General features: G+C 73.2%; 24 protein-coding genes. 13 read left to right on the top strand and 11 right to left on the bottom strand.

Features of this window, described 5'->3' with window-relative positions; translation table 11 throughout:
- Positions 1–30: 30 nt before the first annotated feature.
- Genes IEZ00_RS27675 through IEZ00_RS27665 form a run of 3 tightly spaced genes read right to left on the bottom strand, consistent with a single transcriptional unit; the run spans position 31 to position 3,394 of the window.
- A complete protein-coding gene (locus tag IEZ00_RS27675; protein WP_189226282.1) occupies positions 31–1,008 on the bottom strand; it encodes a sporulation protein in 978 nt (325 codons plus the stop codon).
- Positions 1,008–2,075 carry a hemolysin family protein gene (locus IEZ00_RS27670; protein WP_189226281.1) on the bottom strand — a complete coding sequence of 356 codons (1,068 nt, stop codon included), beginning with the start codon at positions 2,073–2,075 and terminating at the stop codon, positions 1,008–1,010. Before IEZ00_RS27670 ends, IEZ00_RS27675 begins: the two co-directional genes overlap by 1 nt.
- Complete coding sequence (locus IEZ00_RS27665; RefSeq protein ID WP_229796148.1) at positions 2,072–3,394, bottom strand: hemolysin family protein; 1,323 nt, start codon at positions 3,392–3,394, stop codon at positions 2,072–2,074. Before IEZ00_RS27665 ends, IEZ00_RS27670 begins: the two co-directional genes overlap by 4 nt.
- A 148-nt stretch (positions 3,395–3,542) precedes the next feature.
- Between IEZ00_RS27665 and IEZ00_RS27660 the strand changes: the two genes are divergently transcribed.
- Both IEZ00_RS27660 and IEZ00_RS27655 read left to right on the top strand, forming a co-directional pair.
- Entirely contained in the window at positions 3,543–3,941 is a 399-nt protein-coding gene (locus IEZ00_RS27660; RefSeq protein WP_189226279.1) for a MerR family transcriptional regulator, read from the top strand.
- A gap of 110 nt (positions 3,942–4,051) precedes the next feature.
- Positions 4,052–5,191 (top strand): hypothetical protein, encoded by a 1,140-nt coding sequence (locus IEZ00_RS27655; protein WP_189226278.1) that lies wholly within the window; start codon positions 4,052–4,054, stop codon positions 5,189–5,191.
- A 10-nt stretch (positions 5,192–5,201) separates the two neighbouring features.
- Here the strand turns inward: IEZ00_RS27655 and IEZ00_RS27650 are convergent, their stop codons facing one another.
- The 3 genes from IEZ00_RS27650 to IEZ00_RS27640 all read right to left on the bottom strand — a co-directional run bounded on the left by IEZ00_RS27650 (position 5,202) and on the right by IEZ00_RS27640 (position 7,988).
- Positions 5,202–5,690: a hypothetical protein gene (locus IEZ00_RS27650; protein WP_189226277.1), complete on the bottom strand. Its 489-nt coding sequence runs from the start codon at positions 5,688–5,690 to the stop codon at positions 5,202–5,204.
- A gap of 118 nt (positions 5,691–5,808) precedes the next feature.
- Positions 5,809–7,356: an FAD-dependent oxidoreductase gene (locus IEZ00_RS27645; RefSeq protein WP_189226276.1), complete on the bottom strand. Its 1,548-nt coding sequence runs from the start codon at positions 7,354–7,356 to the stop codon at positions 5,809–5,811.
- A 146-nt stretch (positions 7,357–7,502) separates the two neighbouring features.
- A complete protein-coding gene (locus IEZ00_RS27640; RefSeq protein ID WP_189226275.1) occupies positions 7,503–7,988 on the bottom strand; it encodes a carboxymuconolactone decarboxylase family protein in 486 nt (161 codons plus the stop codon).
- 166 nt (positions 7,989–8,154) lie between these two features.
- Between IEZ00_RS27640 and IEZ00_RS27635 the strand changes: the two genes are divergently transcribed.
- From IEZ00_RS27635 to IEZ00_RS27600, 8 genes are all read left to right on the top strand, one after another.
- The gene (locus tag IEZ00_RS27635) at positions 8,155–9,069 is read left to right on the top strand and encodes an RNA polymerase sigma-70 factor (protein ID WP_189226274.1); all 915 of its coding nucleotides are present in this window, start codon (positions 8,155–8,157) and stop codon (positions 9,067–9,069) included.
- 246 nt (positions 9,070–9,315) lie between these two features.
- Positions 9,316–11,520, top strand: a complete 2,205-nt coding sequence (helR, locus tag IEZ00_RS27630) for an RNA polymerase recycling motor ATPase HelR (RefSeq protein ID WP_189226273.1) — start codon at positions 9,316–9,318, stop codon at positions 11,518–11,520.
- Positions 11,521–11,800: 280 nt separating this feature from the next.
- Entirely contained in the window at positions 11,801–12,937 is a 1,137-nt protein-coding gene (gene sfnG, locus IEZ00_RS27625) for a dimethylsulfone monooxygenase SfnG (RefSeq protein ID WP_189226272.1), read from the top strand.
- Positions 12,934–14,151 carry an acyl-CoA dehydrogenase family protein gene (locus IEZ00_RS27620; RefSeq protein ID WP_189226271.1) on the top strand — a complete coding sequence of 406 codons (1,218 nt, stop codon included), beginning with the start codon at positions 12,934–12,936 and terminating at the stop codon, positions 14,149–14,151. The genes sfnG and IEZ00_RS27620 overlap by 4 nt, the downstream gene beginning before the upstream one ends.
- A 93-nt stretch (positions 14,152–14,244) precedes the next feature.
- Positions 14,245–14,541, top strand: a complete 297-nt coding sequence (locus IEZ00_RS37235; protein WP_229796147.1) for a hypothetical protein — start codon at positions 14,245–14,247, stop codon at positions 14,539–14,541.
- A 17-nt stretch (positions 14,542–14,558) separates the two neighbouring features.
- Positions 14,559–15,110 carry an NADPH-dependent FMN reductase gene (ssuE, locus tag IEZ00_RS27610; protein WP_189226270.1) on the top strand — a complete coding sequence of 184 codons (552 nt, stop codon included), beginning with the start codon at positions 14,559–14,561 and terminating at the stop codon, positions 15,108–15,110.
- A 10-nt stretch (positions 15,111–15,120) separates the two neighbouring features.
- Positions 15,121–15,417 carry an LLM class flavin-dependent oxidoreductase gene (locus IEZ00_RS27605; RefSeq protein WP_189226269.1) on the top strand — a complete coding sequence of 99 codons (297 nt, stop codon included), beginning with the start codon at positions 15,121–15,123 and terminating at the stop codon, positions 15,415–15,417.
- 16 nt (positions 15,418–15,433) lie between these two features.
- Complete coding sequence (locus IEZ00_RS27600; protein WP_189226268.1) at positions 15,434–16,486, top strand: LLM class flavin-dependent oxidoreductase; 1,053 nt, start codon at positions 15,434–15,436, stop codon at positions 16,484–16,486.
- Between the two features lie 89 nt (positions 16,487–16,575).
- On the opposite strand, the gene IEZ00_RS27595 is transcribed toward IEZ00_RS27600, so the two are convergent.
- From IEZ00_RS27595 to IEZ00_RS27585, 3 genes are all read right to left on the bottom strand, one after another.
- Entirely contained in the window at positions 16,576–17,115 is a 540-nt protein-coding gene (locus IEZ00_RS27595) for a GNAT family N-acetyltransferase (protein WP_189226267.1), read from the bottom strand.
- Positions 17,112–18,230 carry an LLM class flavin-dependent oxidoreductase gene (locus IEZ00_RS27590; protein WP_189226266.1) on the bottom strand — a complete coding sequence of 373 codons (1,119 nt, stop codon included), beginning with the start codon at positions 18,228–18,230 and terminating at the stop codon, positions 17,112–17,114. The genes IEZ00_RS27595 and IEZ00_RS27590 overlap by 4 nt, the downstream gene beginning before the upstream one ends.
- Positions 18,231–18,580: 350 nt before the next feature.
- On the bottom strand, positions 18,581–18,937 hold the full coding sequence (locus IEZ00_RS27585; protein WP_189226265.1) for a hypothetical protein: 357 nt from the start codon (positions 18,935–18,937) through the stop codon (positions 18,581–18,583).
- A 441-nt stretch (positions 18,938–19,378) separates the two neighbouring features.
- On the opposite strand from IEZ00_RS27585, the gene IEZ00_RS27580 reads away from it, so the two are divergent.
- Entirely contained in the window at positions 19,379–20,548 is a 1,170-nt protein-coding gene (locus tag IEZ00_RS27580; RefSeq protein WP_189226264.1) for an RtcB family protein, read from the top strand.
- Between the two features lie 61 nt (positions 20,549–20,609).
- On the opposite strand, the gene IEZ00_RS27575 is transcribed toward IEZ00_RS27580, so the two are convergent.
- Together IEZ00_RS27575 and IEZ00_RS27570 are read right to left on the bottom strand one after the other, a co-directional pair.
- Positions 20,610–21,035, bottom strand: a complete 426-nt coding sequence (locus IEZ00_RS27575) for a hypothetical protein (RefSeq protein ID WP_189226263.1) — start codon at positions 21,033–21,035, stop codon at positions 20,610–20,612.
- Complete coding sequence (locus IEZ00_RS27570) at positions 21,028–21,408, bottom strand: hypothetical protein (protein ID WP_189226262.1); 381 nt, start codon at positions 21,406–21,408, stop codon at positions 21,028–21,030. Before IEZ00_RS27570 ends, IEZ00_RS27575 begins: the two co-directional genes overlap by 8 nt.
- A 168-nt stretch (positions 21,409–21,576) precedes the next feature.
- On the opposite strand from IEZ00_RS27570, the gene IEZ00_RS27565 reads away from it, so the two are divergent.
- Together IEZ00_RS27565 and IEZ00_RS27560 are read left to right on the top strand one after the other, a co-directional pair.
- Positions 21,577–22,185: a TetR/AcrR family transcriptional regulator gene (locus tag IEZ00_RS27565; protein WP_189226261.1), complete on the top strand. Its 609-nt coding sequence runs from the start codon at positions 21,577–21,579 to the stop codon at positions 22,183–22,185.
- Positions 22,186–22,191: 6 nt separating this feature from the next.
- Positions 22,192–24,372, top strand: coding sequence for an MMPL family transporter (locus IEZ00_RS27560; protein ID WP_189226260.1), 2,181 nt, complete (start codon positions 22,192–22,194; stop codon positions 24,370–24,372).
- Positions 24,373–24,434 lie beyond the last annotated feature (62 nt).

Here is a 24,434-nt window from a genome sequence, read left to right as displayed (position 1 = left end):
CGGCGCGCCGCGCCGCCGGGGCCGAGCGGGTCACTCCTCGAAGCCGAAGTCCCCGCCGAAGTCCCCGCCGTCGTCCTCGAAGACCTCCTCGACGACCTCGCCGAGGACCATGCCGCCGACGATGCCCGCCGCGGCGCCCGCGACCACCCCGCCCATGCCGGAACCGTGGTGGCCGTGGTGCCCGTGGTGGCCGTAGCCCGGCTGCGGGTAACCGGGGTGCCCGTAGGCGGCGTGCCCGCCGCGCTCGGCGACCTGCGTCATCCACTGGTTGATCGCGGAGACCCAGTCGGTGCCCGCGGCGTCCTGGTGGGAGACGTGGAAGCGGCCGAAGGCGTCGCCGCCGGAGTGCAGCAGGCCGCCGCGCTTGTCCGCCTCCAGCACCACGACCAGCTCGTGCGGGCTGGTGACGAAGGTCAGCTCGACCTGGTTGAGCCGCCCGGCGAACTGGGCGGGCGGGAAGAACTCGATCTCCTGGTAGAAGCCGAGCTGCTGGTTCACCCCGTGGATCCGGCCCGCCTCCACGTCCGCGCCCCGGAACTGGAAGCCCAGCTGCCCGAAGGCGTCGAGCACGCGCTCCTGGGAGGGCAGCGGCCCGACCAGGACCGGGTCCAGGTCGCCCTTGTCGGGGGCGCCGGAGATGACCAGCTCGGTGCGCACCCCCACGGTCATCCCCGGCAGCGGCTGCCCGCCCACCGCGGTGATCGGGGTCTCCCACGGCAGCGGCAGCTGGAACGACACCGACAGCGGCTGCCCCGCCGCCACCCGGACGCCCTGGGCGACGGGCAGGCGCAGGAACTCGGCCGTGCCGCCGAACTCGTGGTCGCCGTGCTCGACCTCGACGCGGGTGACCAGCGACAGCACGATCTGGTCGATGTGGGCGTCGACGCTGCCGCCCTGGATGCGGACCTGGCCGGTGATCACCTGGCCGGGCGTGGCGTGCGGGGAGTCCAGCACGGTGTCCACGGACGGGCCGCCGACGCCGAAAGCGCTGAGCATCCGTTTGAACATCAGGGTTTTCCTCCAGGCGGTGCGCTCGCGCGCAGGGGTGTGTCGGTTTCGTCCTCGAAGTCGCCGATCAGCTCTTCGAGGAGGTCTTCCAGGGCGGTGATGCCCACCACGCGACCGTCCGCGTCGGACACCAGCGCCAGCTGCGCGCGGTCCGCGCGCATCGCGGTCACCGCGCTGGCCACGGGCATGGTCGCGGGCAGCGTCAGCGGCGCGGTCATCAGGTCGCGGGCGGTCGACGCGCGGCCGCGGGCCGTGGCGCGCACCGCCTCGCGGACGTGCACCAGGCCCGCGAACCGCCCGTCGGGGGCGGTGACGGGGAAGCGGGAGCGCCCGGACTCCCGGCTGCGGCGCTCGATCTCCCGCGCGGTGGTGCCCTCCGCGACGGTCAGCGTGCGGTCCAGGGGCACCACCACCTGCGCCAGGGTGGTGGCCTGCAGCTGCAGCATCCTGGTCAGCAGCCGCTGCTGGCCCTCGGGGATCAGCCCGTGCTCGCCGGACTGCCGCACCAGCATCCGCAGCTCCTCCGGCCGGTGGGCCTGCGCCAGCTCCTCCTGCGGCTGGACCTTGGCCAGGCGCAGCAACCCGTTGGTCGTGCGGTTGAGCCCGCTGAGCAGCCAGCGGGTCGCCGTGGCGAAGGCGCGGAACGGCAGCGCCAGCAGCAGCGCCGACCGCTCGGGGTGGGAGATCGCCCAGGACTTCGGGGCCATCTCGCCGACGACCATGTGCAGGAACACCACCAGCACCAGGCTGGTGGTGAACGCGACGGCGGAGGACGCGCCCGAGGGCAGGCCGAGCGCGCGCAGCGGCGGGCCGACCAGGTCGGCCACAGCGGGTTTGGCCAGCGCGCCCAGTCCCAGCGTGCACAGGGTGATGCCGAGCTGGGCGCCCGCCAGCATCAGCGACAGCTCGCGGGTGCCCGCCACCGCCGCGCGCGCGGCGCGGCTGGTGCCCGCCGCCTGCTCCAGGCGGTGCCGCTTGGCGGCGATGAGGGCGAACTCGGCGGCGACGAAGAAAGCGTTGGCGGCCAGCAGGAACAGCGAGACGAGCAACGACCACGAGGTGCTCACCGGGCCTCCTCCCGGTCCTGCGCCCGGTCCTGCGCGCGGCTGGTGAGCACCACGCTGCCGGGCACGTTCCGCGTCACCGCGGCCACCCGCACGCGCACGTCCCCGACCGCGACCTCGTCCCCGATCCGGGCCGTGCGGCCGAGCCGGTGCAGCACCAGCCCGGACACGGTGTCGTAGGCGTCGTGGGCGGGCAGCACCACCCCGGTGGCGTCCTCGATCTCGTCCACGCGCATCCGGCCGGGCACCAGCCAGGCGCCGTCCTCCAGCGGCCGGACGACCTCCTCGACCAGGTCGTCCTCGTCGTGGATCTCACCGACCAGCTCCTCGGCCAGGTCCTCCAGCGAGACCACGCCCGCGAACCCGCCGAACTCGTCCACCACGCACGCCAGCTGCCGGTGCTCGGCGCGCAGCCGCTCCAGCACCGCGGGCAGCGGCAGCGTCGCGGGCACCACCAGCGCCGGGGTGGCGATGCCGCCCACCGGGGTCGACCCGCGCCGCTCCGGCTCCACGCCCAGCACCTCGGCCAACCCGACCACACCGCGCAGGTCGTCCAGGTCGTCGCCGACCACCGGGAACCGGGAGTGCCCGGTGTCCAGCAGCTCCACCACGCGCGCGGCGGGCTCGTCGGCGCGGACGGTGCGCACCGCCACGCGCGGCGTCATCGCCTGCTCGGCGACCAGCTCGCGGAACCCCAGCCCGTGCTCCAGCAGCCGCGTCAGCTCCGCGTCGAGGTGGCCCTGGCTGGCCGCGTCGCCGATGATCCGGCGCAGGTCCTCGGGGTCCGCGCCCTGCGGCAGCTCCTCCACCGGCTCGACGCCCATGGCGCGCAACAGCCCGGTGGCCGCGGTGTCGAACAGCCGGATCACCGGGCCCGCCACGGCCAGGTAGGCCAGCGTGCTGCCCGCGAGCGCCTTGGCCAGCGCTTCGGGCTCGGCGATGGCCAGGTTCTTCGGCAGCAGCTCGCCGAGCACCATCTGCACCGCCGTGGCGAACACCAGCGCCACCGCCATCGACAGCGGCACCGCCGCGGCCTCGGGCAGGCCGGTGGGCCCCAGCAGCGCGGCCAGCCCCGCCCCCAGCAGCGGCTCGGCCGCGTAACCGGCCAGCAGCGCGGTCACCGTGATGCCCAGCTGGGCGCCGGAGAGCATGAACGACAGCCGCCGGGTCACCCGCAGCGCCCGCGCGGCGGCCCGGTCGCCGCCCTCGGCCAAGTGCTGGAGCCTGCCCCGGTCGACCGCCATGTAGGCGAACTCCTGGGCCACGAAGTAACCGGTGGCGGCGGTCAGCACCACGATCGCCGCGAGACCGGACAGGATCACCACGCCGCACCCGCGGCGGGGACGAACTCGCTCAGCCGGGACGCACCCGGCCTGCTACTACACGCGTCGGCGTCAGCGTCGTCAGGCATACTTCACGGTAGCACGTGACACTGTACGGTTTTCCGTACTTGGGCGGAGGGGGCGTGTCGTGGCGGAAGCGCTGCTGAGGATCGGCGAGCTGGCCACCCGTGCGGGCGTCAGCATCCGCACGGTGGACTACTACACCACGCTCGGCCTGCTCACGCCCGCCAAGCGGACGGCGAGCAACTACCGCCTCTACACCGCCGACGACGTGGACCGCATCCACCTCGTGCGCCGACTGGAGGTGCAGGGCCTGCCGCTGGAGGAGATCGCCGCGGCGCTGTCCGCGCGCACCGCCGACGTCGGCGCGATCCTCGGGCGCATCGACGAGGACCTGCGCACCCTGCACACCGCCGCGGAGACCGCGTCGCCGGAGGTGCACGGCCTGCTGGCGGCCATCGCCAACCGCATCCACTCGCTGATCACCGTGGCGCTGCAGATCCCGCCGGACCTGCCGCTGTCCTGACACCCGACCGGCCCAGCCGCGGGTGGACCCGCTCGGCGGGACCGGTCGGCCGCTGCCGCCACTACCGTGCTCCTGGCCGTCCACGCACCCGACGAGGCAGGGGTACCGCCATGCGATGGTCGCCGCCCGCGCTGACCGTGCTCGCCACGCTCGCCCTCACCGCGCCACCCGCCCACGCGGCGGTCGCATTCGAGGAGCTGCCACCGCCGCCGCACGTGGCCGCCGCGGTGGTGTCGGCGCTCAACGAGGCCGGACAGGCGGCGGGGTCGGGCTGGACGCCACCGACCTCCGGTCCGCTGCCCGGTCGGCTCGAAGCCGTCCGCTGGGACGGCACGACACCCGCCATCCTGGGAACCGGTCACGGCAGCGGCATCAACGAGCGCGGCGACGTGGTGTTCTCGTTCGTCACCAAGGAGGGCGGCGCCCAAGTCCACTACGCACGCGCCTGGGAGAACGGCCGGGTGGTCGACCGGACACCACCGCAGCGCGGGACGGGCCGCATGACGATCCGCGACATCAGCGACGCGGGCGTCATCCCGGTCGGGTACAACAACGTGAACGACCCCGAATTCTACGACAACGACCGCGCGGGCGCGTGGCGGCAGGGTGCGTTCGCCGACCTGCCGCTGTCCCCCCAGGGCGCGCGGTCGTACCACCAGGCCGCGAACCACCGGGGTTCGACAGCGGGCTCCCTGGCGCCCAAGGACGGCGCCGCCGCCTTCGCGTTCCGCTGCTCGGCCACCGGCTGCGCCCGGCTGCCCGTCGCGGGGGACGGGGGTTCCTACTCCGTCGCGGCGATCAACGAGTCCGACTCGGTCGCCGCGACCTGGTCGGTGGGCTCGACCAGCCGGGCGGTGGTGTGGACCGCCGACCGGCCCGCGGTCCTGCCCGGCGACGTCGCAGGCGTCGCCGACAACGCCCGCGCGATCAACGAGGACGGCGACGTGGTGGGCTGGCACCTCGACGAGGGGGTGCGCGAGGCGGCGCTGTGGCGCGACGGCGCGCTGGTCGACCTCGGCACGTCCGGCGAGAGCGAGGCCGTCGCGGTGAACGACCGCGGCGAGGTCGTCGGCTGGCACACCGTCGACGGGCAGCCGCGCCCGTTCCACTGGCGCGCCGGTGTCCTCATCGGACTGCCCACCCCCGACGACCTCCCGGCGAAACCGGCGGCGCTGAACAACGCGGGCGTGGTGGTCGGCAACACCCTGTACCGCGACACCTCGCGCGCGTTCCGGTGGACCCTGCCCTGACGGCCCGGCTTCAGCCGAAGTGCTCCCGCAGCGCGGCGACGATGGCCGCCGCGGGCACCCAGCCGTCGCTCTGGCGGACATCGGGCGACAGCTCGACGCTCAGCAGCGGCTCACCGGTGAGCTCGATGTCGTCGGTGGCCGGGTAGGCGTGCAGGTGCAGGGCGCCGGGCCGCAGGGGCACCACCGCGTCAACGCCCCGGATGGTGCCCCGCACGGCCATCACCTGCTCGTCGCGGGACTCGGCGGGGTCGACCCGCACGTGGTCCACGCTCACCCGCGCGCCGTCGCCGCCGAGCAGGAGGGCCACGGCCTCGGCGAGCCCGTCGCTGACGGCGATCAGCCGGGCCCGGCGCCTGATCTCCAGGAACCGGGCGTTCGGCGTCAGCTGCACCAGGCGGTTGTCGGCGTCGCGGACGGCCGGGGGCGGTTCGTCCAGGTTGGCGAACCTGGTGCGGGCGTCCTGCTCCACGCGCTGCGGGTCCGACTGCACCTTGGCCAACGCCGTCGCTCCTCCTCCGTGTCGGGATGACGGGCCGACCCTATGTCCGCGACCTGGGCCTACCGGTCATCTGCCGGACGAAAAGCGTGTGATCCTCACCTCTTGCGGACCGCCGGTCTCACGGCGTGCCGAACCAGCGGGCCAGCGCCTCCCGCAGCGCGGGGACGGCGGTGTCGGCGGGCTGGTCCAGGGGAACGGTCCAGGCCACGTGGGCGTCGGGGCGGATGAGCAGTGCGTCGGCCGGTCGGTCACCGGTCTTCGCGGTGCGCAGGTCGACGCGGTGCCCCCAGTCCTCGGCGGCCCGGCGCAGCTCCGGTCGGTCGGCGAGGTCGAGCAGGACGGGCCGCGCGGCGCGCATGAGCTCCGCGACGCTGGTGGCGCCCTGGTCGGTGCGCAGGTCGAGGTCGGGCACGAAGGCCCCGGTCAGCGGGTGGTCGGCGGCGGCGTCGGGGTAGCGGGTGTCGGCCCCCGCGACGAGGGCCGCCAGGCGGCGCCGGGGCTGCTCGTCGCGGAGCAGTTCCTGGAACACCTCGCGCAGGGCTTGGGCGGCCGGGTCGTGCCCGCGCCGCAGCGCCACCTGCGCCCTGGTCTGCAGCAGCGCCCGCGCGCCCGCGAAGTGACGTTCCTCGTGGTAGGTGTCCAGCAGGCCGGGCGGCGCCCAGCCGTGGACCTCGGCGGCCAGTTTCCAGGCGAGGTTGACCGCGTCGAGCGCGCCCGCGTTGATCGCCACACCCGTGGCGGGGAGCAGGTGCGCCGCGTCGCCCGCCAGCAGGACGCGCCCGTCGCGGTAACGCTCGGCCTGCCGGGCCTGGAACTGGTAGCGGGACAGCCGCAGCGGGTCGCCCAGGGGCAGCTCCCCGCCGAGCACGCGGCGGATGCTGTCCCGCAGCTCGGTCAGCGTCATCGGCGCGTCGTCGTCGACTTCGGCGGCCTCGTCCTCGGTGGTCTGGATGAGCAGCACGCCGGGGGTGAGCGAGCCGACCGCGAACATGCCCGCCTCGGTGCGGGTGAACCCCGCCCGCACCCGGCCCAGGCCGGGCACGTCGAGGTCGCCGTTGTCCAGCGCGGTCACCGAGTCGTGCAAGGTGACCTGCCCCAGCCGGTTGACTTCCGGGTAGGTGGTGCCGGGGAACGGGATGCCCGCCATGGTGCGTACCCGACTGCGCCCGCCGTCGCAGCCCACCAGGTACCGGGCGCTGACCCGGTACGGTCCGTCCGGGCCGCGCACCTCTGCGGTCACCGCGTCGTCGTCCTGGGCGAACCCCGTCACCTCGTGTCCGCGGCGCACCTCGGCGCCGAGTTCGCGGGCCCGTTCGTCGAGCAGGTGCTCCAGCCGCGTCTGCGGCAGCGGCAGCGCCTGCAGCGGGGGATCGGCCAGCCCCGTGAGGTCCAGGTGCACACCGCCGAACGGGAACCGCGGAGCGGGATGGGGACCGGGGACGACCTCCCTGACCCGCTCCAGCAGCCCCCGGTAGCGCAGCAGGTGCACGACCTGCCCGCCCAGCCCGCCCGCCCTCGGCGTCTGCCGCTGCCGCGGGTGCCGCTCCAGCAGCAGCACCCGCACCCCGGCCAGGCGCAGCTCGGCGGCCAGCATCAGGCCGGTGGGGCCCGCGCCCACCACGATCACATCGGTTTCCCACGGCGCACGCACTTCGGCGTTCCTCATTTCCCCAGTTCCCGCTTACGGCGGAGGATTCTGGGGCAGGACCGGGGTCTTGCCGCAAGGCCCCGGTTGCGCTATATGTTGACAGTGGACGGGACAGAGTCCTTCTCCTTCTCCGTCACCGTCCACTGTGCTCTTTCCTCCCCGGATCAGTCGAACGCGGCGGCGAACGCGCCGGGCTCGTAGGAACCCCCGCGCTGGTGCGCGATCACGGCGAGCCGGTTGGCCGCGTTGATCAGGGCCACCAGGCAGATCAGCGCGGCCACCTGGTCGTCGTCGTAGTGCTCGCGCACCAGGGCCCAGGTCTGGTCGGACACGCCGGTGTGCGCGTCGGCGAGCCGGGTGCCCTCCTCGGCGAACGCCAGCGCGGCCCGCTCGGCCTCGGTGAACACGGTGGACTCGCGCCAGACCGCGACCAGGGCGAGCCGGACCGGGGTCTCGCCCGCCGCCGCGGCCTCCTTGACGTGCATGTCGACGCACCAGCCGCAGCCGTTGATCTGGCTGGCGCGCAGCGACACCAGTTCCTGAGTGGACTTCGGCAGCGGCGACTGGTGGACCACCATGCCGGTGTTGGCGAACCGCTTGGCGAACTTCGCGGCGATCTCGTTGTGGAACAGGTCGAACCGGGCGTCCATGACTTCGTCCTCTCGTGGTGCGGCACCGGACGAACACCAGATGCCCGCGCGCCTGCCCCCGTGACAGCACGGCGGCGTGACGCACGCCACGGCGGATGGGTGTCACAGCACGACGGGCCGCGGCATCTGATGGGCAACGCAGTCACGCGCGAGGGGAGAACCACTCATGGCCGGTACGTCGCAGGTCGCACCCCACGGTCGCCCCGACCCCGCCACCGAGGCATTCCTCGCCCACCGCAACCTGCTGTTCACCGTCGCCTACGAGATGCTCGGCTCGGCGGCCGACGCCGAGGACGTCCTGCAGGAGACCTGGCTGCGGTGGGCGGGCGTCGACCTCGACCAGGTGCGCGACCAGCGCGCGTACCTGGTCCGGATCACCACCCGCCAGGCGCTGGGCAGGCTGCGCGCGCTGGGCCGCCGCAAGGAGTCCTACGTCGGCCCCTGGCTGCCCGAGCCGCTGCTGACCGCGCCCGACGTGGCCGAGGACGTGGAGCTGGCCGACAGCGTCTCGATGGCGATGCTGCTGGTGCTGGAGACGCTGGGGCCGACCGAGCGCGCGGTGTTCGTGCTGCGCGAGGTGTTCGGCCTGGCCTACGACGAGATCGCCGAAGCCGTCGGCAAGACTCCCGCCGCGGTCCGCCAGATCGCCCACCGGGCGCGGGCGCACGTCGCGGCGCGCAGGCCGCGCGGGGCCGTGTCCCCGGCCCAGACCCGCGGCGTGCTGGAGGCGTTCCGGCGGGCGGTGGAGACGGGGGACCTGCGCGGCCTGCTCGACCTGCTGGCTCCCGACGTCGTCCTGCTGGGTGACGGCGGCGGGGTGAAGCAGGCCGTCCTGCGGCCCGTCGTGGGGGCCGACAAGGTGGGGCGTCTGATGACCGCCGGGCTGGAGCGCGTCGCCGACGCGCTGTCGCTGCGGCCCGCGCAGGTCAACGGCTGCCCGGCGCTGGTCGTCCTGCTCGACGGCGAGATCGACACCGTCGTGGCGGTGCGCGTCGACGACGGTCTGATCAGCGGGCTCTACGCCGTGCGCAATCCCGAGAAGCTTTCGCACATGGCGCGCGAGATCGTCCTGTGCCGTTGAGCCGGGGCGATGCGGGATGTCTTTCGTCCCACTCCAAGGTATAGCCCACCGGGGGACTTGCGGCAAGCCCCCGGTGGGGCCGCAGAATTCCCGCTCGAAGCCGGGACCTGCGTGGAACAGGAGCAGCCGAGTGCGTGTTCGGCACCAGGTTTGACAAGCGGCGGACAATAGAAAATCGGCCTGCCATCCGCAGGGCAAGGGATGGCAGGCCGTATCTGGAACCATTTTAGCCGCACCGGGGGAAATGTGTCAAACCAGGACTACGAAGAGGAATTGCGCGCCGAGCGGAGCTACGTCGCCGGGCTCTACTCGCGGCTCGACGCCGAGCGCGCGCGGGTGAAGGGCGAGTACCAGGCGGCGTTGCGCGGGGACGGCGGCACCCTCGTGGAGCGGGACGTCGCGGTGCGGGCGCTGGCCAAGCAGGTGAAGCGGCTGGACGTGGCGGACAGCGGGCTGTGCTTCGGCAGGCTGGACAGCGTCTCGGGTGAGCGCTCCTACATCGGCCGGATCGGTCTGTTCGACGAGGGGAACGACTACGAGCCGGTGCTGCTGGACTGGCGGGCGCCCGCGGCGCGTCCGTTCTACGTCGCGACCGGGGCGAACCCGGAGAACATGCGCCGCCGCCGCCAGTTCCACACGCGCGGGCGCCGGGTGGTCGACTTCACCGACGAGGTGCTCGGCCGTCCCGGCGGTGGCGAGCGCGGGGACGCCGCCCTGCTCGCGGCGGTCAACGCGCCCCGCGGTGACGGGATGCGCGACATCGTGGCGACGATCCAGGCGGAGCAGGACGACATCATCCGGCTCGACCACCCCGGTGTGCTGGTGATCGAGGGCGGTCCCGGCACCGGGAAGACCGTGGTGGCGCTGCACCGCGTCGCCTACCTGCTCTACACCCAGCGGGAGCGGATGGAGCGCCACGGCGTGCTCGTGGTCGGGCCCAACCCGGCGTTCCTGAACCACATCGGGCGCGTCCTGCCGTCCCTGGGCGAGTCCGACGTGGTGTTCGCGACCACCGGCGACCTAGTGCCGGGTCTGCGCGTCACCGCCGAGGACACCCCGGAAGCCGCGCGGTTCAAGGGTTCGCTGGAAATCCTCGACGTGCTGGCCGCGGCGGTGGCCGACCGGCAGCGGCTGCCCGAGCACCCGCTGCCGGTCGAGTTGCGGGACGTCACGGTGCGCATCGACGCCGAGACCGCGCGGTGGGCCAGGGAGGAGGCGCGGGCGAGCGGGCTGCCGCACAACGAGGCCCGCGCAGTGTTCACCGAGATCGTCACCTACGTGCTGACCGAGCGGGCGATAGCGCGGATCAGCCGGGGCTGGTTCACCAGGTCCGACCGCGAAGCCTGGGAGCAGCTGCGGGAGGACCTGGTCGCGGAACTCGCGCAGAACGCGGACTTCACCGCCGCGCTCGACCAGCTGTGGCCGGTGCTGACCCCGCAGGCCCTGCTGGCGCAGCTGTACACCTCCCCGGAACGGCTGCGGGCGGCGGGCGCCGACCCGGCGCTGCTGCGCGCCGAGGGCGACGCCTGGACGGTGTCGGACGTGCCGCTGCTCGACGAGCTGGTCGACCTGCTCGGCCCCGCCGGGCAGGCGGACCGGGCAGCGGAGCGGGAGCGCGAGGCCGAGGCCGAGTACAGCGCGGGCGTGCTGGAGATCCTGCAGGTGGAGCGCCACGACCTGATGGACGACGAAGACCACCTGCTGGCCCAGGACCTGCTCTACGCCGAGGACCTGGCCGAGCGCTTCGTCGAGCACGACACCCGCGCACTCGTCGAGCGCGCCGTCGAGGACCGGGACTGGACCTACCGGCACGTCGTGGTCGACGAGGCGCAAGAACTGTCCGAAATGGACTGGCGCGTGCTGATGCGGCGCTGCCCCAACCGGTCCTTCACCGTGGTCGGCGACCTCGCGCAGCGCCGGTCGGTGGCGGGCGCGACGTCGTGGGGCCGGATGCTCGACCGGTACGTGCCCGGCCGCTGGGCCTACCGGTCGCTGTCGGTGAACTACCGCACCCCGGCCGAGATCATGGCCGTCGCCGCCGCGGTGCTCGCCGAGTTCGCACCGGGGGTCCAGCCGCCGGAGTCGGTCCGCGCGTGCGGCGTCCGGCCGTGGGCCAGGCCGGTCACCGACGGAGAACTGGCCGACGCCATCGAGGAGTTCGTGCGCGAGGAAGCCGGCCGCGAGGGCACCAGCGCCGTGATCGGACCGCCGGGGGTGCCCGGTGCGCTGCTGCCGTCGCAGACCAAGGGCCTGGAGTTCGACGCCGTGCTGGTCGTGGACCCCGGCCGCATCCTCGCCGACGGCCCGCGCGGCGCGGCCGAGCTCTACGTCGCCCTCACCCGCGCCACCCAGCGCCTCGGCGTCCTGCACCGGGATCCGCTGCCGCGGGCGCTGGTCGGGCTCGCGGACACCGGCGCACCGGCGGGGACGGGAAGCGCGCGGTCGGCGTAGCGGCCCGAGCGCGGCAGGTCCGTCCGGGTGATGCGGGTCCGGCGCGTTCATCATGTGGGAGCCGCACGGCGTGCGTTGACCGGGTAGCGCTGTGCTGCTGGAGTGGGGGACGTGCAGCGACCGGTGGTGTTGACCCGACGCCGCCACGTGGACTTCGTCCGCGTGGCGGCTCAGGGCTGTCTCCCGCGCCGGTCACATCGCGACTAGACCACGACACCGCGCGCCGTCCCTCGCGGACGGTCCCACCCCACCCTCGCCACCTCAAGCTTGGAGTCCTGCCGTGCCCGAGAACCGGGAGCGGGAGCCGCTGAAGTTCGCCTACTGGGTGCCCAACGTCAGCGGTGGCCTCGTCGTCAGCGAGATCGAGCAGCGCACCGACTGGTCCTACGACTACAACCGCGAACTCGCCGTGCTCGCCGAGGACAACGGGTTCGAGTACGCCCTCAGCCAGGTCCGCTACCTGGCCAGCTACGGCGCCGCCCACCAGCACGAGTCGACCAGCTTCAGCCTCGCCCTGCTGCTGGCCACCCGGCGGTTGAAGGTGATCGCGGCCGTGCACCCCGGCCTGTGGCACCCCGCCGTGCTGGCCAAGCTCATCGCCACGGTCGACCACGTCTCCGGCGGACGGGCCGCGGTGAACGTGGTCAGCGGGTGGTTCAAGGGCGAGTTCACCGCCCTGGGCGAACCGTGGCTGGAGCACGACGAGCGCTACCGCCGCGCCGAGGAGTTCATCCGCGTGCTGCGGGCGAGCTGGACCGAGGAGTCCGCCGAGTTCGCGGGCGACTTCTACCGGCTGCGCGGCTACGCCCTCAAGCCCAAGCCGCTGGAACTGCCCGGCCGGGCGCACCCGGAGGTCTTCCAGGGCGGCAACTCCACCGCGGCGCGCGCGATGGCCGCTCGGGTGTCGGACTGGTACTTCAGCAACGGCAAGGACTACGACGGCGTCACCGAGCAGGTCGACGAGGTCGGTGCCGCGGCGGCGGCGCACGGTCGCAGGGTGCGCTTCGGGCTCAACGGGTTCCTCATCGCCCGCGACACCGAGGCGGAAGCGCGCGAGGTGCTGCGGGAGATCGTCGCCAAGGCCGATGTCGACGCGGTGCGCGGCTTCGGCGACGCGGTGCGGCAGGCGGGTCGCTCCACCGCCGACAAGAAGGGCATGTGGGCCGACTCCTCGTTCGAGGATCTCGTGCAGTACAACGACGGCTTCCGGTCCAAGCTCATCGGCACGCCCGAGCAGATCGCGCACCGGATCGTGGAGTACAAGCGGCGCGGGGTGGACCTGCTGCTGCTGGGTTTCCTGCACTACAAGGAAGAAATCGCCTACTTCGGCGAGCGCGTGCTGCCCCTGGTCCGCGAGCTCGAAGCGTCCCTGGAGACCTCCTCCGCCACCCCCGAACCGATCGGAGTCCAGCCGTGACCGGTGCCGCGCAGCGCGTGTGGACCACCGCGCCCACCACTTCGGACGAGTGGGTCGCCCGCGCACGGGAGGTCGCCGCGCTGCTGGCCACCGACGCGCTGGCGCGCGACCGGGCGGGCGCCACCCCGCACGCGGAGGTGCGATTGCTCAAGGACTCCGGGCTGGTCACCCTGCTCGGCCCGGTCGAGCACGGCGGCGGCGGGCAGGACTGGACCACCGCCTACCGGGTCATCCGGGAGGTCGCCGCGGGCGACGGGTCCATCGGCCAGCTGATCGGCTACCACTACCTGTGGTTCTGGGCCGCCCGACTGGTGGCGACCCCGCAACAGGTGGTCGCCGTGGAGGAGCGGGCCACCCGCGAGCGGTGGTTCTTCGGCGGCGCGGTCAACCCGCGCGACGACGACCTGGTGATCACCGACGAGGGCGACGAGATCGTGTTCACCGGCCGCAAGTCGTTCTCCACCGGCGGCAAGGTCTCCGACGTCACGGTGCTGGAAGGGGTCCTGGAAGGCAGCGACAAGCACATCTTCGCCATCGTGCCGTCGAGGCAGGACGCCATCGTCTTCAACGACGACTGGGACAACCTGGGCCAGCGGCTCACCGAGAGCGGCAGCGTCGAGGTCAACGGCGTGCGGGTGCCGTGGACGCAGGCCGCGGGGTATGTGGACAAGGAATTCCGGCCCCGCACCTACAACACCCTCAACGTGCCGCTGATCCAGTTGGTGTTCACCAACTTCTACCTCGGCATCGCCAAGGGGGCGCTGACCACCGCCACCGCCTACACCAGGGACCGGACCCGACCCTGGCCTTACGGCGGGGACAACAAGGAATCCGCGGCCGAGGAGTTCCACGTGCTGGAGACCTACGGCGACCTGCAGGCCAAGCTGTGGGCGGCGGAGGCGCTGGCCGAGCGGGCCGCGCAGCTGATCGAGCGGATCAACGCGCACCCGGACGAGGTGACCGCGCGGGAGCGCGGCGAGGCCGCGGTCGTCATCGCGGCGGCCAAGCAGCGGGCGGTGGACACCGGTCTGGAGATCGGCACCCGGATCTTCGAGGTGACCGGCGCGCGTGCGTCGGCCAACTCGGTCGGACTGGACATCTTCTGGCGCAACATCCGCACCCACAGCCTGCACGACCCGATCGCCTACAAGCGGGCGGAGGTCGGGCGCTACGCGCTGCTGGGCCAGGTGCCGGAGCCCACGTGGTACACCTGATCGCCGACGACGCCGAGGCCCCGCGGACGGCGGCCGAGTTGTCGGCGGGCGGGCTGCTGGGCATCACGGTGCCCGCCCGAGCAGCAGGCGTTCTTGTTCGGCGAGGTGCTGGCGGGCAAGCGGTTCGGCAACGCCCGCTGCGAGGCGCGGGCCGGGCACGCGCAGGACTGCCGGACCCGGCTGCTCCGGCACTCCGAAGGCGGGTTCGTGCTCGACGGCACCAAGCACTACGCGACCGGCGCGCTGTTCGAGGTCGCGGGCGCCCGCGCCTGCCTGGACGGGGTGAACCCGCACCGGGACTGGCGCAACACCCGCACCCACACCTTGCACGACCCGGTGCGCTGGAAGGTCCAGCACGTCGGCCGCTACGCCTCAACGGCACCCCGCTGATCTGACCGGAGGTGGACATGTCCTCGATCCTGGTGCTGTCCGGCAGCCCTTCCCCGACCTCCCGCACCGCGGCGCTGGCCGAGCACCTGGCGGACCGGTTGCGCGGTGACGGCCACGCGGTGCGCACCGTGCGCGTGCGCGACCTGCCCGCCGAAGCGCTGCTGAGCGCCGACGTGGGCGACCCGCGGATCGCCGAGGTGGTCGCGGCGCTGGCCGACGCCGACGGCGTGCTGGTGGCCTCACCGGTCTACAAGGCCGCCTACAGCGGCGTGCTGAAGGCGCTGCTGGACCTGCTGCCGCAGTTCGCCTTGGCGGGCAAGGTGGTGCTTCCTGTCCTCACCGGCGGCAGCCCCGCGCATGTGCTGGCCGTGGACTACGCGCTGCGGCCGGTGCTGTCCGCGCTGGGGGCCCACCACGTGGTGCAGGGGTGGTTCGTGCTGGACAAGCACATCACCACCGAGGGCGACACCCTCGCGCTGGCCCCCGAGTCGCAGCGCCCGCTGCACGAGGTGCTCGACGGCTTCTCCGCCGCCGTGAGCCACCGCCGCACGCTGATCACCACCCCCTGACGAGGACACCATGTCGCTGACCCTCCACTGGTCCCTGCCGACCCGCGGCGACAGCCGCTACCTCGTCGGCGGCGGTCACGGGGTCGCCACCACCGTCGCGGGCGGCGACCGGCCCGTCACCCCGGCCCGCCCTGGCCAGGTCGCCCGCCGCGCCGAGCAGCCGGGGTTCACCGGCGCGGGCACCGCGCTGGTGGGCAGCCACGCCGAGGTCGCCGAGCGGATCGCGGAGTACCACGCGGCGGGTGTCACCGAGGTCGTCCTGCCCGAGGACACCGCGAGCGCGGTGGCGTTCGCGCCAACGCGCTGACCCGGCGAGGAGCCCGATGACGCGACACACCCCGCTGTCCGTGCTGGACCTGTCCCCGGTGCCCGCCGGCGGCACGGCCGCGGACGCGCTGCGCAACACCGTGGAACTGGCGCATCGCGCCGAGGAGTTCGGCTACCACCGGTTCTGGGTCGCCGAGCACCACTTCGTGTCCGGTGTCGCCTCCTCCGCCCCGGCCGTGCTGGTGGGGCTGCTCGCAGCGGCCACCTCCCGCATCCGCGTCGGCTCGGGAGCGGTGCTGCTGGGTCACCACCAGCCGGTGGTGGTGGCCGAGCAGTTCGGCACCGTCGCCCAGCTGCACCCCGACCGGGTGGACCTCGGCCTTGGCCGCTCCGGCCTGCTGCGCGCGCAGGACCTGCGGCGATCCCCGGTGGTGACCGAGGAGCTGGTGGCACGCCTGGAGGAGCAGCAGCGGCTGCTGGGCGTGCGGCCCGACGGCGGGCAGGACTACGCGGGCGAGGTCGGGACGATCCTGGACCTGATCTCGGGCGAGGGCGGCAGGCTCGCGCTCCCGGCCACCGGCGCCGATCTGGAGGTGTGGGTGCTCGGGTCGAGCGCCGGCCCCAGCTCCCTGGCCGCGGGTGGGCTCGGGCTGCCGTTCGCCGCCAACTTCCACGTCAGCCCGAACACGGTGGACGAGTCGGTGGCCTCCTACCGCGAGGCGTTCGTGCCGTCCAAGCGGCTGGACCGCCCCAGGGTGCTGGTCTCCGCGGAGGTCGTCGTGGCCGAGGACGACGCCACCGCTCGGGAACTGGCCGAGCCGTACGGGTCGTGGGTGCTGTCCATCCGCAGCGGGCGGGGCGCGGTGCCGGTGGCAGGTCCGCTCGAAGCCGCCGCGTTCCCGTGGACCGAGGCGCAGCGCGGCCTGGTGCGCGACCGGCTGGACACCCAGATCGTGGGCTCACCGCGCCGGGCCGCGGAGCAGCTGGCCGCGCTGCGCGAGCGCACCGGTGCCGACGAACTGCTGGTCACCACGACGGTCCACGCGCACGCCGACCGCGTGCGCTCGTTCGAACTGCTGGCCCTGGCGTGGGCGGAGCTGGAGGAGTGACGGGCCGGGGTGCCCGCCGGGCGAAGTTCCGGCGGGCACCCCGGTTCTCCTGCCGCGTCAGCCGGACGCGACGAGCTTGAGGACGTAGGTCAGCAGCGAGGTGGTGAAGACCGCCGCCCGTCGCCCCCGCCGTCGACACCACCGCACGGGCCACCTCCTCGCTCCAGCGACTTCTCGAACGGCAGCGGGGCAGCCGAAGGCGGGCACGCCGGGTCGAACAGCGGTGTGTAGCCCGTCGCCAGGTAGAGCTGCCTGGCCTCGGGCTGGCGTGGGCCGGTGGTCAGGTAGACGCGGCAGTAGCCCAGGGCGACCGCTTCCCGCTCCAGCTCCGCCATCACCCGCCGGGCCAGCCCGCGCCTGCGGTGCGCCGAGTGCGTCCACACCCGCTTGACCTCGGCGGTGCGCTCGTCGCGGCGGCGCAGCGCCCCGCCCGCCACCGGCGAGCCGCCCTCCAGCAACAGCAGCAGGCTCCCGTGCGGCGGGGCGAACTCCTCGGGCGGGAAGCGCGTCATCTCGCGGAACCCGCCATCGCCGTAGCGGCTGACGTACTCGTGCGTCAGCTCCCGCATCATCACCGCCGCCTCCGGCGCGTCCGCCCGCGTGCGGTGCACCGAGATCCGTCTGATCATCCGCGGCCCGCGAGCGCCGCGCGCTCCCGATCGCGCTTGGCCACTTCCTCGCGCACGATCGGGATCACCCGCTCACCGAAGTCGATCGCGTCCGCGAGGGTGTCGTAGCCACGGGCGGAGATGATGTCCACGCCGAGGTCGTAGTAGTCCAGCAGCGCCTGCGCGACCGTCTCGGGCGTGCCGACCAGCGCGTTGGAGTTGCCCGCGCCCCCGGTGGCCGCGGCCGTCGCCGTCCACAGCGCCCGGTCGAACCGCTCACCGCGCGCGGCCACCTCCAGCAGCCGCTGCGAACCCCGGTTCTCCGGGTTGGTCAGCGAGCGCCGCCGGGTCAGCGGCGCGGTGCCGCCCCTCGTGCGCGCGGTGATCCGCTCGACCACGTCACGCGCCTTCTCCCACGCCTTCTCCTCGGTCGGCGCGATGATCGGCCGGAACGCGACCTGGATGCGCGGCACGTCGGTGCGCCCGGCCTCCCGCGCCGCGCGCTGGACCGACTCGATCTGCTCGGCGGTGTCGGCCAGCGGTTCGCCCCACAGGCAGTAGATGTCGGCCTCCGCGCCACCGGCCCGGTAGGCGGCGGGGGAGGAGCCGCCGAAGGACACGTCCGGGCGCGGTGACCGCGCGGGGAACACGTCGCTGACGAAGTCGGCGAACCGGTAGTGCTCGCCCTCGTGGTCGAACGGCTGCCGGGAGGTCCACGCGCGCTTGACGATCCCGATGTACTCGCGGGTGCGCGCGTAGCGCTGGTCCTTGACCAGGAAGTCGCCCTCACGGCGCTGCTCGTGGTCGGTGCCGCCGGTGATGAAGTGCACGGTGAGCCTGCCGTCGCTGATCTGGTCCAGCGTGGCGAACGTCTTGGCGGCGAAGGTCGGGTAGGACACGTTGGGCCGGTGCGCCAGCAGGATCTCCAGCCGCTCGGTCCGCGCCGCCACGTAGGCGGCGACCTGGGCGGGGTCCGGCGCGCCCGAGGCGTAGGCGAACAGCACGCGGTCCCAGCCGTGCTCCTCGTGCGCCTTGGCCAGCCGCAGGGTGTAGTCCTTGTCGAAGGCGGGACCGGTGCGCGGGCTCGTCTCCGAGCCGTCGTTGGTGCCGCCCATGCCGAGGAATTCGACGGGCACGTCCATACCCTTCGACGAGTTGAGGGCAAGGGAAGCCGGGATTTCGACTCGCGCCCGGCACGCCTCGCGGGGACTCCAGCGCGATCAGTGCACCAGCGCGGTGACCCGGCCGTCAACGGCGCGGCGGCCGGGTCCAGCAGTCGGACACCCTTGACAGCGCTGGGTTTCTTCGGTCCACCGGGTAGTGGGGTGTGAACTGGTCCACGGGCCACGGGGATGGAGTCGTGGACGGTCGTCCTCGGTGGACTCGCAACCGCCGCGACGCCGTGCGGGGCCGCGCACCCGTGGAAAGCGAACCGCCCCGCCGTCACCGGCAGGTGACGACGGGGCGGCGGAGGTGTTCGCGGTGCTCAGTCGACCACGCGGTAGCTCAGCGCGGGAAGCCGGAAGCTCTCGTAGTAACCGGCCAACATGGTGACGCGCCTGTCGTCGTTCGGGATGCCGGGCAACCCCGGCGCGCAGTCGGCCTTGTAGAAGACTTCGACCTTCTCCGAGGAGGGGTTGTGCGCGGACCAGGCGACCGGGTCCAGGTTCTGGCACTGCCCGGAGGTGTCGAGGTCGGCGACGGTCTTGCTGCCGGTCAGGAAGGCGCCGGTGTAGAAGACCATCTGGGGGGTGGCCGCCGCGGCGGGCTGGGCCGCGGCCACCGCGGCCAGCACCGCGGCTCCGGCCGCGGCGACAGCGAACTTCTTGGGGAGGAACGACATCGGTCTCGCCCTTTCCTGGGGGTTGTACGGGGCCGACGAGGAGGTGGGCAATTACCTCGTCCATGCCACGTGTCGATCTTAAGCCTTAACTGGGGGGCTCTTCCGGTTAGTGCAGGGATCAGAGACTTTCGGGCAGATTCCGCCTTGTGGGTGAACGTGCCGCCGAAGGCGCGTGTCATCATCGCGAATTCTCACCGGTGAGGGCCTGCCGAAGGGGCGTCCACGGATCGTCGCCTGCTCCTCACCGCGCTCATCGGCCTGGTCGACAGCGGCGGGCTCCGCCGACCGTCGACCGGTGCGGGTGGTCGAAGTCCGCACATCGGAAACCCACCCGGTGGGCGGGCCTGCCGCGCGTGGGTGTCGGCCGAGGGGCCGTGAATCTCGCTCGCGAACCCGCCCGCAGGCGCTTAACTTCTACCTCGAGCAGAGGAGAGAACCGCCGTGGAGCAGATCAGCAAGCGACTGGTGAACTGGGCGTCCATCCTGGACCCCGGCACGCGCGTGCAGGCGGAGAAGACCGCGCGGATGCCGTTCATCCACCCGCACCTGGCGCTGATGCCCGACGCGCACCTGGGCAAGGGCGCCACGGTCGGCAGCGTGATCCCCACCCTGGGTGCGATCATCCCCGCCGCGGTCGGCGTCGACATCGGCTGCGGCATGATCGCCGTGCGCACCCAGTTCACCGAGGACGAGTTCCGCGCCCGCCCGCTGGCGCGGCTGCGGGTCGCCATCGAGAAGGCCGTGCCGCTGTCGGCGGGCAAGCACAACACCCGCCTCACCGACACCGCGCGCGAGCGGGTGGAGGAGCTGACCAGGGCCGCCGAGCAGGCCGAGTTCGACCCCGGCTCCTACGCGGGCAACTGGGAGCTCCAGCTGGGCAGCCTGGGCAGCGGCAACCACTTCATCGAGGTCACCGTCGACGAGACCGGGCAGGTCTGGCTGTTCCTGCACTCCGGGTCGCGCGGGGTGGGCAACAAGATCGCCCAGAAGCACATCCGCGTCGCCCGCGAGCAGTGCGAGCGCCGCTGGGTCGACCTGCCCGACCCGGACCTGGCCTACCTGGTCGAGGGCGAGGACGAGTTCTGGCGGTACATCCGCGAGATGCGCTGGGCGCAGCGGTTCGCCTGGCTCAACCGCGAGGAGATGATGGACCGCGTCGTGGCGTGCGTGTCCGACTGGATGGGGCTCGAGGTGCGGCGGTCGGAAGTGGTCAACTGCCACCACAACTACACCGAGCGGGAGACGCACTACGGCAAGCAGGTGTGGTTGTCCCGCAAGGGGGCCATCAACGCCGAGAAGGGCAGGGCGGGGCTGATCCCCGGTTCGATGGGCACCGCCTCGTACGTGGTGGTGGGCAAGGGCAACCCCGTCTCGCTGAACTCCTCGCCGCACGGCGCGGGCCGCGAGTACTCGCGCTCGGCCGCGCGCAGGACGTTCAGCCGGGAGGACCTGCGCAAGGCGATGGTGGGCATCGAGTACCGCGACACGGACGCCTTCATCGACGAGATCCCGGCCGCGTACAAGGACATCGACGTCGTGATGCGCGACGCGCGGGACCTGGTCGAGGTGCGCCACACCCTGCGGCAGATCGTCAACGTGAAGGGCGACTGACCGCTGTGGACGGTCATCGGCGCGGGGTGACCGGGACCGGCAGCCCGGTCGCCCCGCCCGGTCAGGTGGCCAGGTCGCGCGGCGCGCTCGCGGTGCGGCGCAGCCACAGCAGGCCCAGCACCGGCAGCACCAGCGGGATGAAGCCGTACCCGCTGCCGAAGTGCGACCACACCGTGGCGTCGGGGAACAATTCCGGCGCGAGGAAGCTGATCGCACCCACGGCGAGCACACCCGCCAGTTCGACCGCGCACGAGGCGAGCGCGACGCGCCGCCAGGCCCGGCTGCCCAGCGCGAGGGTGACCGTGGCCAGCACGTAGACCACCGCGGCCAGCGCGGAGAGCAGGTAGGCCAGCGGGGCCTGGTCGAAGCGGGTGGCGATCTGCACCGCCGAGCGGGCGGTCGCGGCCAGCGCGAAGACGCCGTAGACGGCGATGAGCAGCCTGCCCGGTCCGGAGCGGGTCGTCCGCGCCAAGGTGTCCTCAGGCATGGCCCGCCCAGATCTGCTGCAGGCGCACGATCATCACCGGCACGCTCAGCAAGCCCACCGCCAGCACGGAGGCGCCCCAGCGGCTGCGCTCGGCCACCGCCCACAGCCCGGCCAGCGGCAGCACCACCACCGGGGCGAGCAGGTAGCCCACGAAGGTCGCGCCGGACAGCTCGCGGTCGGTGCCGACCAGTCGCACGATCCCGATCACCGCTTGGACCAGCAGCCCCGCCTCCAGCAGCAGGGTCAGCCCGGCGATGCCCAGGGTGAGCTTGGTGTCCAGGGCCAGGGGTTTGTTCAGCGCGACGAGCAGCAGCGCCCACGCCGCGGCCACGAGCGCGGCGACGGTGAGCGCCAGGGCCAGCGAGTCGATCATCGGGAAGTCCTCGGGCAGTGGTCGGGTACCTGCCGAGACGGTAGCCCCACGCCGGTGCGGCGGAGTCGGGCGGTGGTCCGCACCGGTCGGGCCGCTGCGAGCAGCGTCACAAACCGATGCGGTCGGTTTACCGACCAGTTCGGTCGGCAGGCTAGTACATTCGGTCGAGTGGCACGATCGTTCCGGCAGCAAGCCGACGAGGAGATCCTCGACCGCGCGGCGGGCCTGTTCGCGCGACACGGCTTCGCCCACACCTCGCTGAAGGACCTCGCCGACGCCGTCGGCCTGTCCAAGGCCGGTCTGCTGCACCACTACCCCAGCAAGGAAGCCCTGTTCGAGGCGGCGACGGCGATGGGCCGCGCGCAGTGCCAGCAGGTGCTCGACCAGGTGATGCGGACGCCCGCTGGGCAGGCCCGCGACCGGCGGGCGGTGCAGCTGATGACCGACTTCGCGCTCGACCGCCCCGGCCTGGTGGCACTGGCGTCCAGGGCGATCAACACCCTGGGCACCGATGTCGACGCCTCCGCCGACGACGGCTTGGACGGCGTCGACCGGTTGGTCTTCGCGGTGTTCGACGTCGACCCCGACTCCGGCGACACCGAGCGCCTGGTCCGGGTCGTCGGCACCCTCAGCGCCCTGGCCGTGCTCAGCCTGGCCGCCAACCGCGCGGGCGATCGGACCGGCTGGCGGCCGCACATCATCACTACCTGTCTCGACGCGCTCGGCCACCGAGGTCCGGACGCGTCGGCATCCCGTTCCGCCCAGGTGGAGGCCTGATCTCGCATGGCACGTCTGTTGTACCGACTCGGATTCGGCGCGCACCGGCGCAGACTGGCGGTGGTCCTGCTGTGGCTGGTGGTGCTGGTGGGCACCGCCATCGGCGCGACCACCCTGGCCGGGGCCACCGCCAACTCCTTCGCCATCCCCGGCCAGGAGTCGACCACCGCCCTGGACAAGATCAAGGAGCAGTTCGGTTCCGGCGGCGGCGCGACCGCCCGCGTGGTGGTCAAGGCCCCCGACGGGCAGCAGCTCACCGCGCCGGAGAACGCGCAGAAGATCGTCGGGCTGGTGCGGGAACTGGGCGCGCTGCCCGGTGTGACCTCGGCGAGCAACCCGCTCGACCCGCAGGCCCCGACCGTGAACCCCCAGCAGGACACGGCCTACAGCACGGTCACCTACCAGGCCAAGGCCGGTGAGGTGACCGAGGAGCAGCGCACCGCGCTGACCGAGGCCGTGACCGACGCCCGCGCGGGCGGGCTGACCGTCGAGGTCACCGGCGAGGCCGCGCAGGCCCCGCCGCACATCGGCGGCGCGGCCGAGGTCATCGGCGTGGTGGTGGCTCTGCTGATCCTGGCCCTGACCTACGGCTCGCTGGTCGTCGCGGGCATGAACCTGCTGACCGCCGCGGTCGGCGTGGGCATCGGCGCGCTGGGCATCACCATCGCCACCGGCTTCATGGACCTGCAGTCCACCACCCCCGTCCTGGCCGCGATGCTGGGCCTGGCGGTGGGCATCGACTACGCGCTGTTCATCATCAACCGCTACCGGCAGGAGCTGCGCCGCGGCCTGGACGTGGGCGAGGCCATCGGCACCGCCGTGGGCACCGCGGGCTCGGCCGTGGTCACCGCGGGCCTGACGGTCGTCATCGCGCTGGCCGGGCTGGCCGTCGTGGGCATCCCGTTCCTGACCCAGATGGGCGTGGCCGCTGCGCTGACCATCGTCGTCGCCGTCCTGGTCGCCATCACCCTGGTGCCCGCGGTGCTCAGCTACCTCGGCAAGCGCGCCCTGCCGCGCAAGCAGCGCACCGCGCCCGCCGAGCGGGCCGACGCCCACGAGCGCGGCTTCTACCAGGGCTGGATCGGCGGGATCACCCGCAACCGCGTGGTGGCCCTGCTGCTGTCGGTGGTGGCGCTGGGCGCGGTCGCGCTCCCGGTGACCTCGATGCAGACCACCCTGGTGCAGACCCCGGCCGAGGACAGCACCCAGGCCCGCGCCGACCGGCTGCTCGCCCGTGGCTTCGGCGAGGGCTTCAACGGCCCGCTCGTGGTCCTGTTCGAGGGCGGCCAGGCGGTGGGGACCGCGACGCGGGCCGCCGAGTCCGTCCGGGGGGTCGAGGACGTCGCCCTGGTCACCCCGCCGGTGCCCAACGCCGACGGCAGCGCCGCCATGCTCACCGTCATCCCGAAGTCCGGCCCGACCAGCGAGGCCACCGAGCACCTGGTCACCGCCCTGCGCGACCGGCTGGCGGAGGTCGACGGCGCGACCGCCTACGTCACCGGCACCACCGCGGTCAGCGTCGACGTGGCCGTGGCCCTCGACGAGGCCATGCCGGTCTACCTGGCCCTGGTCGTCGGCCTGGCGCTGGTGCTGCTCGTGCTGGTGTTCCGGTCGCTGCTGGTGCCGCTGGTGGGCGTGCTGGGCTTCCTGCTGACCATCGGCGCGTCGCTGGGCGCCACGGTGGCGGTGTTCCAGTGGGGCTGGCTGGCCGACGCGGTCAACCTCGACACCACCGGCCCGCTGCTCAGCCTCACCCCGATCCTGATGGTCGGCATCCTGTTCGGCCTGGCCATGGACTACCAGATCTTCCTGGTCTCCCGGATGCACGAGGCGCACCACCGGGGCGGCTCGCCCCGCGACGCGATCACCACCGGCTTCCGGCAGGCCGCGCCGGTGGTCGTGGCCGCCGCGCTGATCATGTTCTCGGTGTTCGCGGGCTTCGTGCCCGCGGGCGAGGGCCCGATCAAGTCCATCGCCTTCGCGCTGGCGGTCGGCATCCTCGTGGACGCCTTCGTGGTCCGCATGGTCCTGGTGCCCGCGGCGCTGGCGCTGCTGGGCGAGAAGGCGTGGTGGCTGCCCAAGTGGCTGCGCTGGCTGCCCGCGCTCGACGTGGAGGGCACCGACCTGGACGACCAGCCGGGTGCCGCGACGCGGGAGCGCCCCCGCGCCGAGGTCGGCTCGGCGTGATCCCGGCACCACGCGAGGCCGCCCCCAGACGGCCTCGCGTGGTGCCGAGGAGTGGCTTCCCC

This window comes from Saccharothrix coeruleofusca (assembly GCF_014648515.1).
In the GTDB taxonomy this organism is placed as follows: domain Bacteria; phylum Actinomycetota; class Actinomycetes; order Mycobacteriales; family Pseudonocardiaceae; genus Actinosynnema; species Actinosynnema coeruleofuscum.
This window is presented reverse-complemented; position numbering and strand designations above follow the sequence as displayed.

Excerpts from the sequence above, each read along its gene's own strand:
- IEZ00_RS27640 (WP_189226275.1), bottom strand. The coding sequence starts at position 7,988 with ATGGACGCCCGGTTCGACCTGTTCCACAACGAGATCGCCGCGAAGTTC.
- IEZ00_RS27595 (WP_189226267.1), bottom strand. The coding sequence starts at position 17,115 with ATGATCAGACGGATCTCGGTGCACCGCACGCGGGCGGACGCGCCGGAG.
- IEZ00_RS27585 (WP_189226265.1), bottom strand. The coding sequence starts at position 18,937 with ATGTCGTTCCTCCCCAAGAAGTTCGCTGTCGCCGCGGCCGGAGCCGCG.
- IEZ00_RS27635 (WP_189226274.1), top strand. The coding sequence starts at position 8,155 with ATGGCCGGTACGTCGCAGGTCGCACCCCACGGTCGCCCCGACCCCGCC.
- IEZ00_RS27600 (WP_189226268.1), top strand. The coding sequence starts at position 15,434 with ATGACGCGACACACCCCGCTGTCCGTGCTGGACCTGTCCCCGGTGCCC.
- IEZ00_RS27655 (WP_189226278.1), top strand. The coding sequence starts at position 4,052 with ATGCGATGGTCGCCGCCCGCGCTGACCGTGCTCGCCACGCTCGCCCTC.
- IEZ00_RS27675 (WP_189226282.1), bottom strand. The coding sequence starts at position 1,008 with ATGTTCAAACGGATGCTCAGCGCTTTCGGCGTCGGCGGCCCGTCCGTG.
- IEZ00_RS27560 (WP_189226260.1), top strand. The coding sequence starts at position 22,192 with ATGGCACGTCTGTTGTACCGACTCGGATTCGGCGCGCACCGGCGCAGA.
- IEZ00_RS27570 (WP_189226262.1), bottom strand. The coding sequence starts at position 21,408 with ATGATCGACTCGCTGGCCCTGGCGCTCACCGTCGCCGCGCTCGTGGCC.
- ssuE (WP_189226270.1), top strand. The coding sequence starts at position 14,559 with ATGTCCTCGATCCTGGTGCTGTCCGGCAGCCCTTCCCCGACCTCCCGC.
- IEZ00_RS27645 (WP_189226276.1), bottom strand. The coding sequence starts at position 7,356 with ATGAGGAACGCCGAAGTGCGTGCGCCGTGGGAAACCGATGTGATCGTG.
- IEZ00_RS27575 (WP_189226263.1), bottom strand. The coding sequence starts at position 21,035 with ATGCCTGAGGACACCTTGGCGCGGACGACCCGCTCCGGACCGGGCAGG.
- IEZ00_RS27605 (WP_189226269.1), top strand. The coding sequence starts at position 15,121 with ATGTCGCTGACCCTCCACTGGTCCCTGCCGACCCGCGGCGACAGCCGC.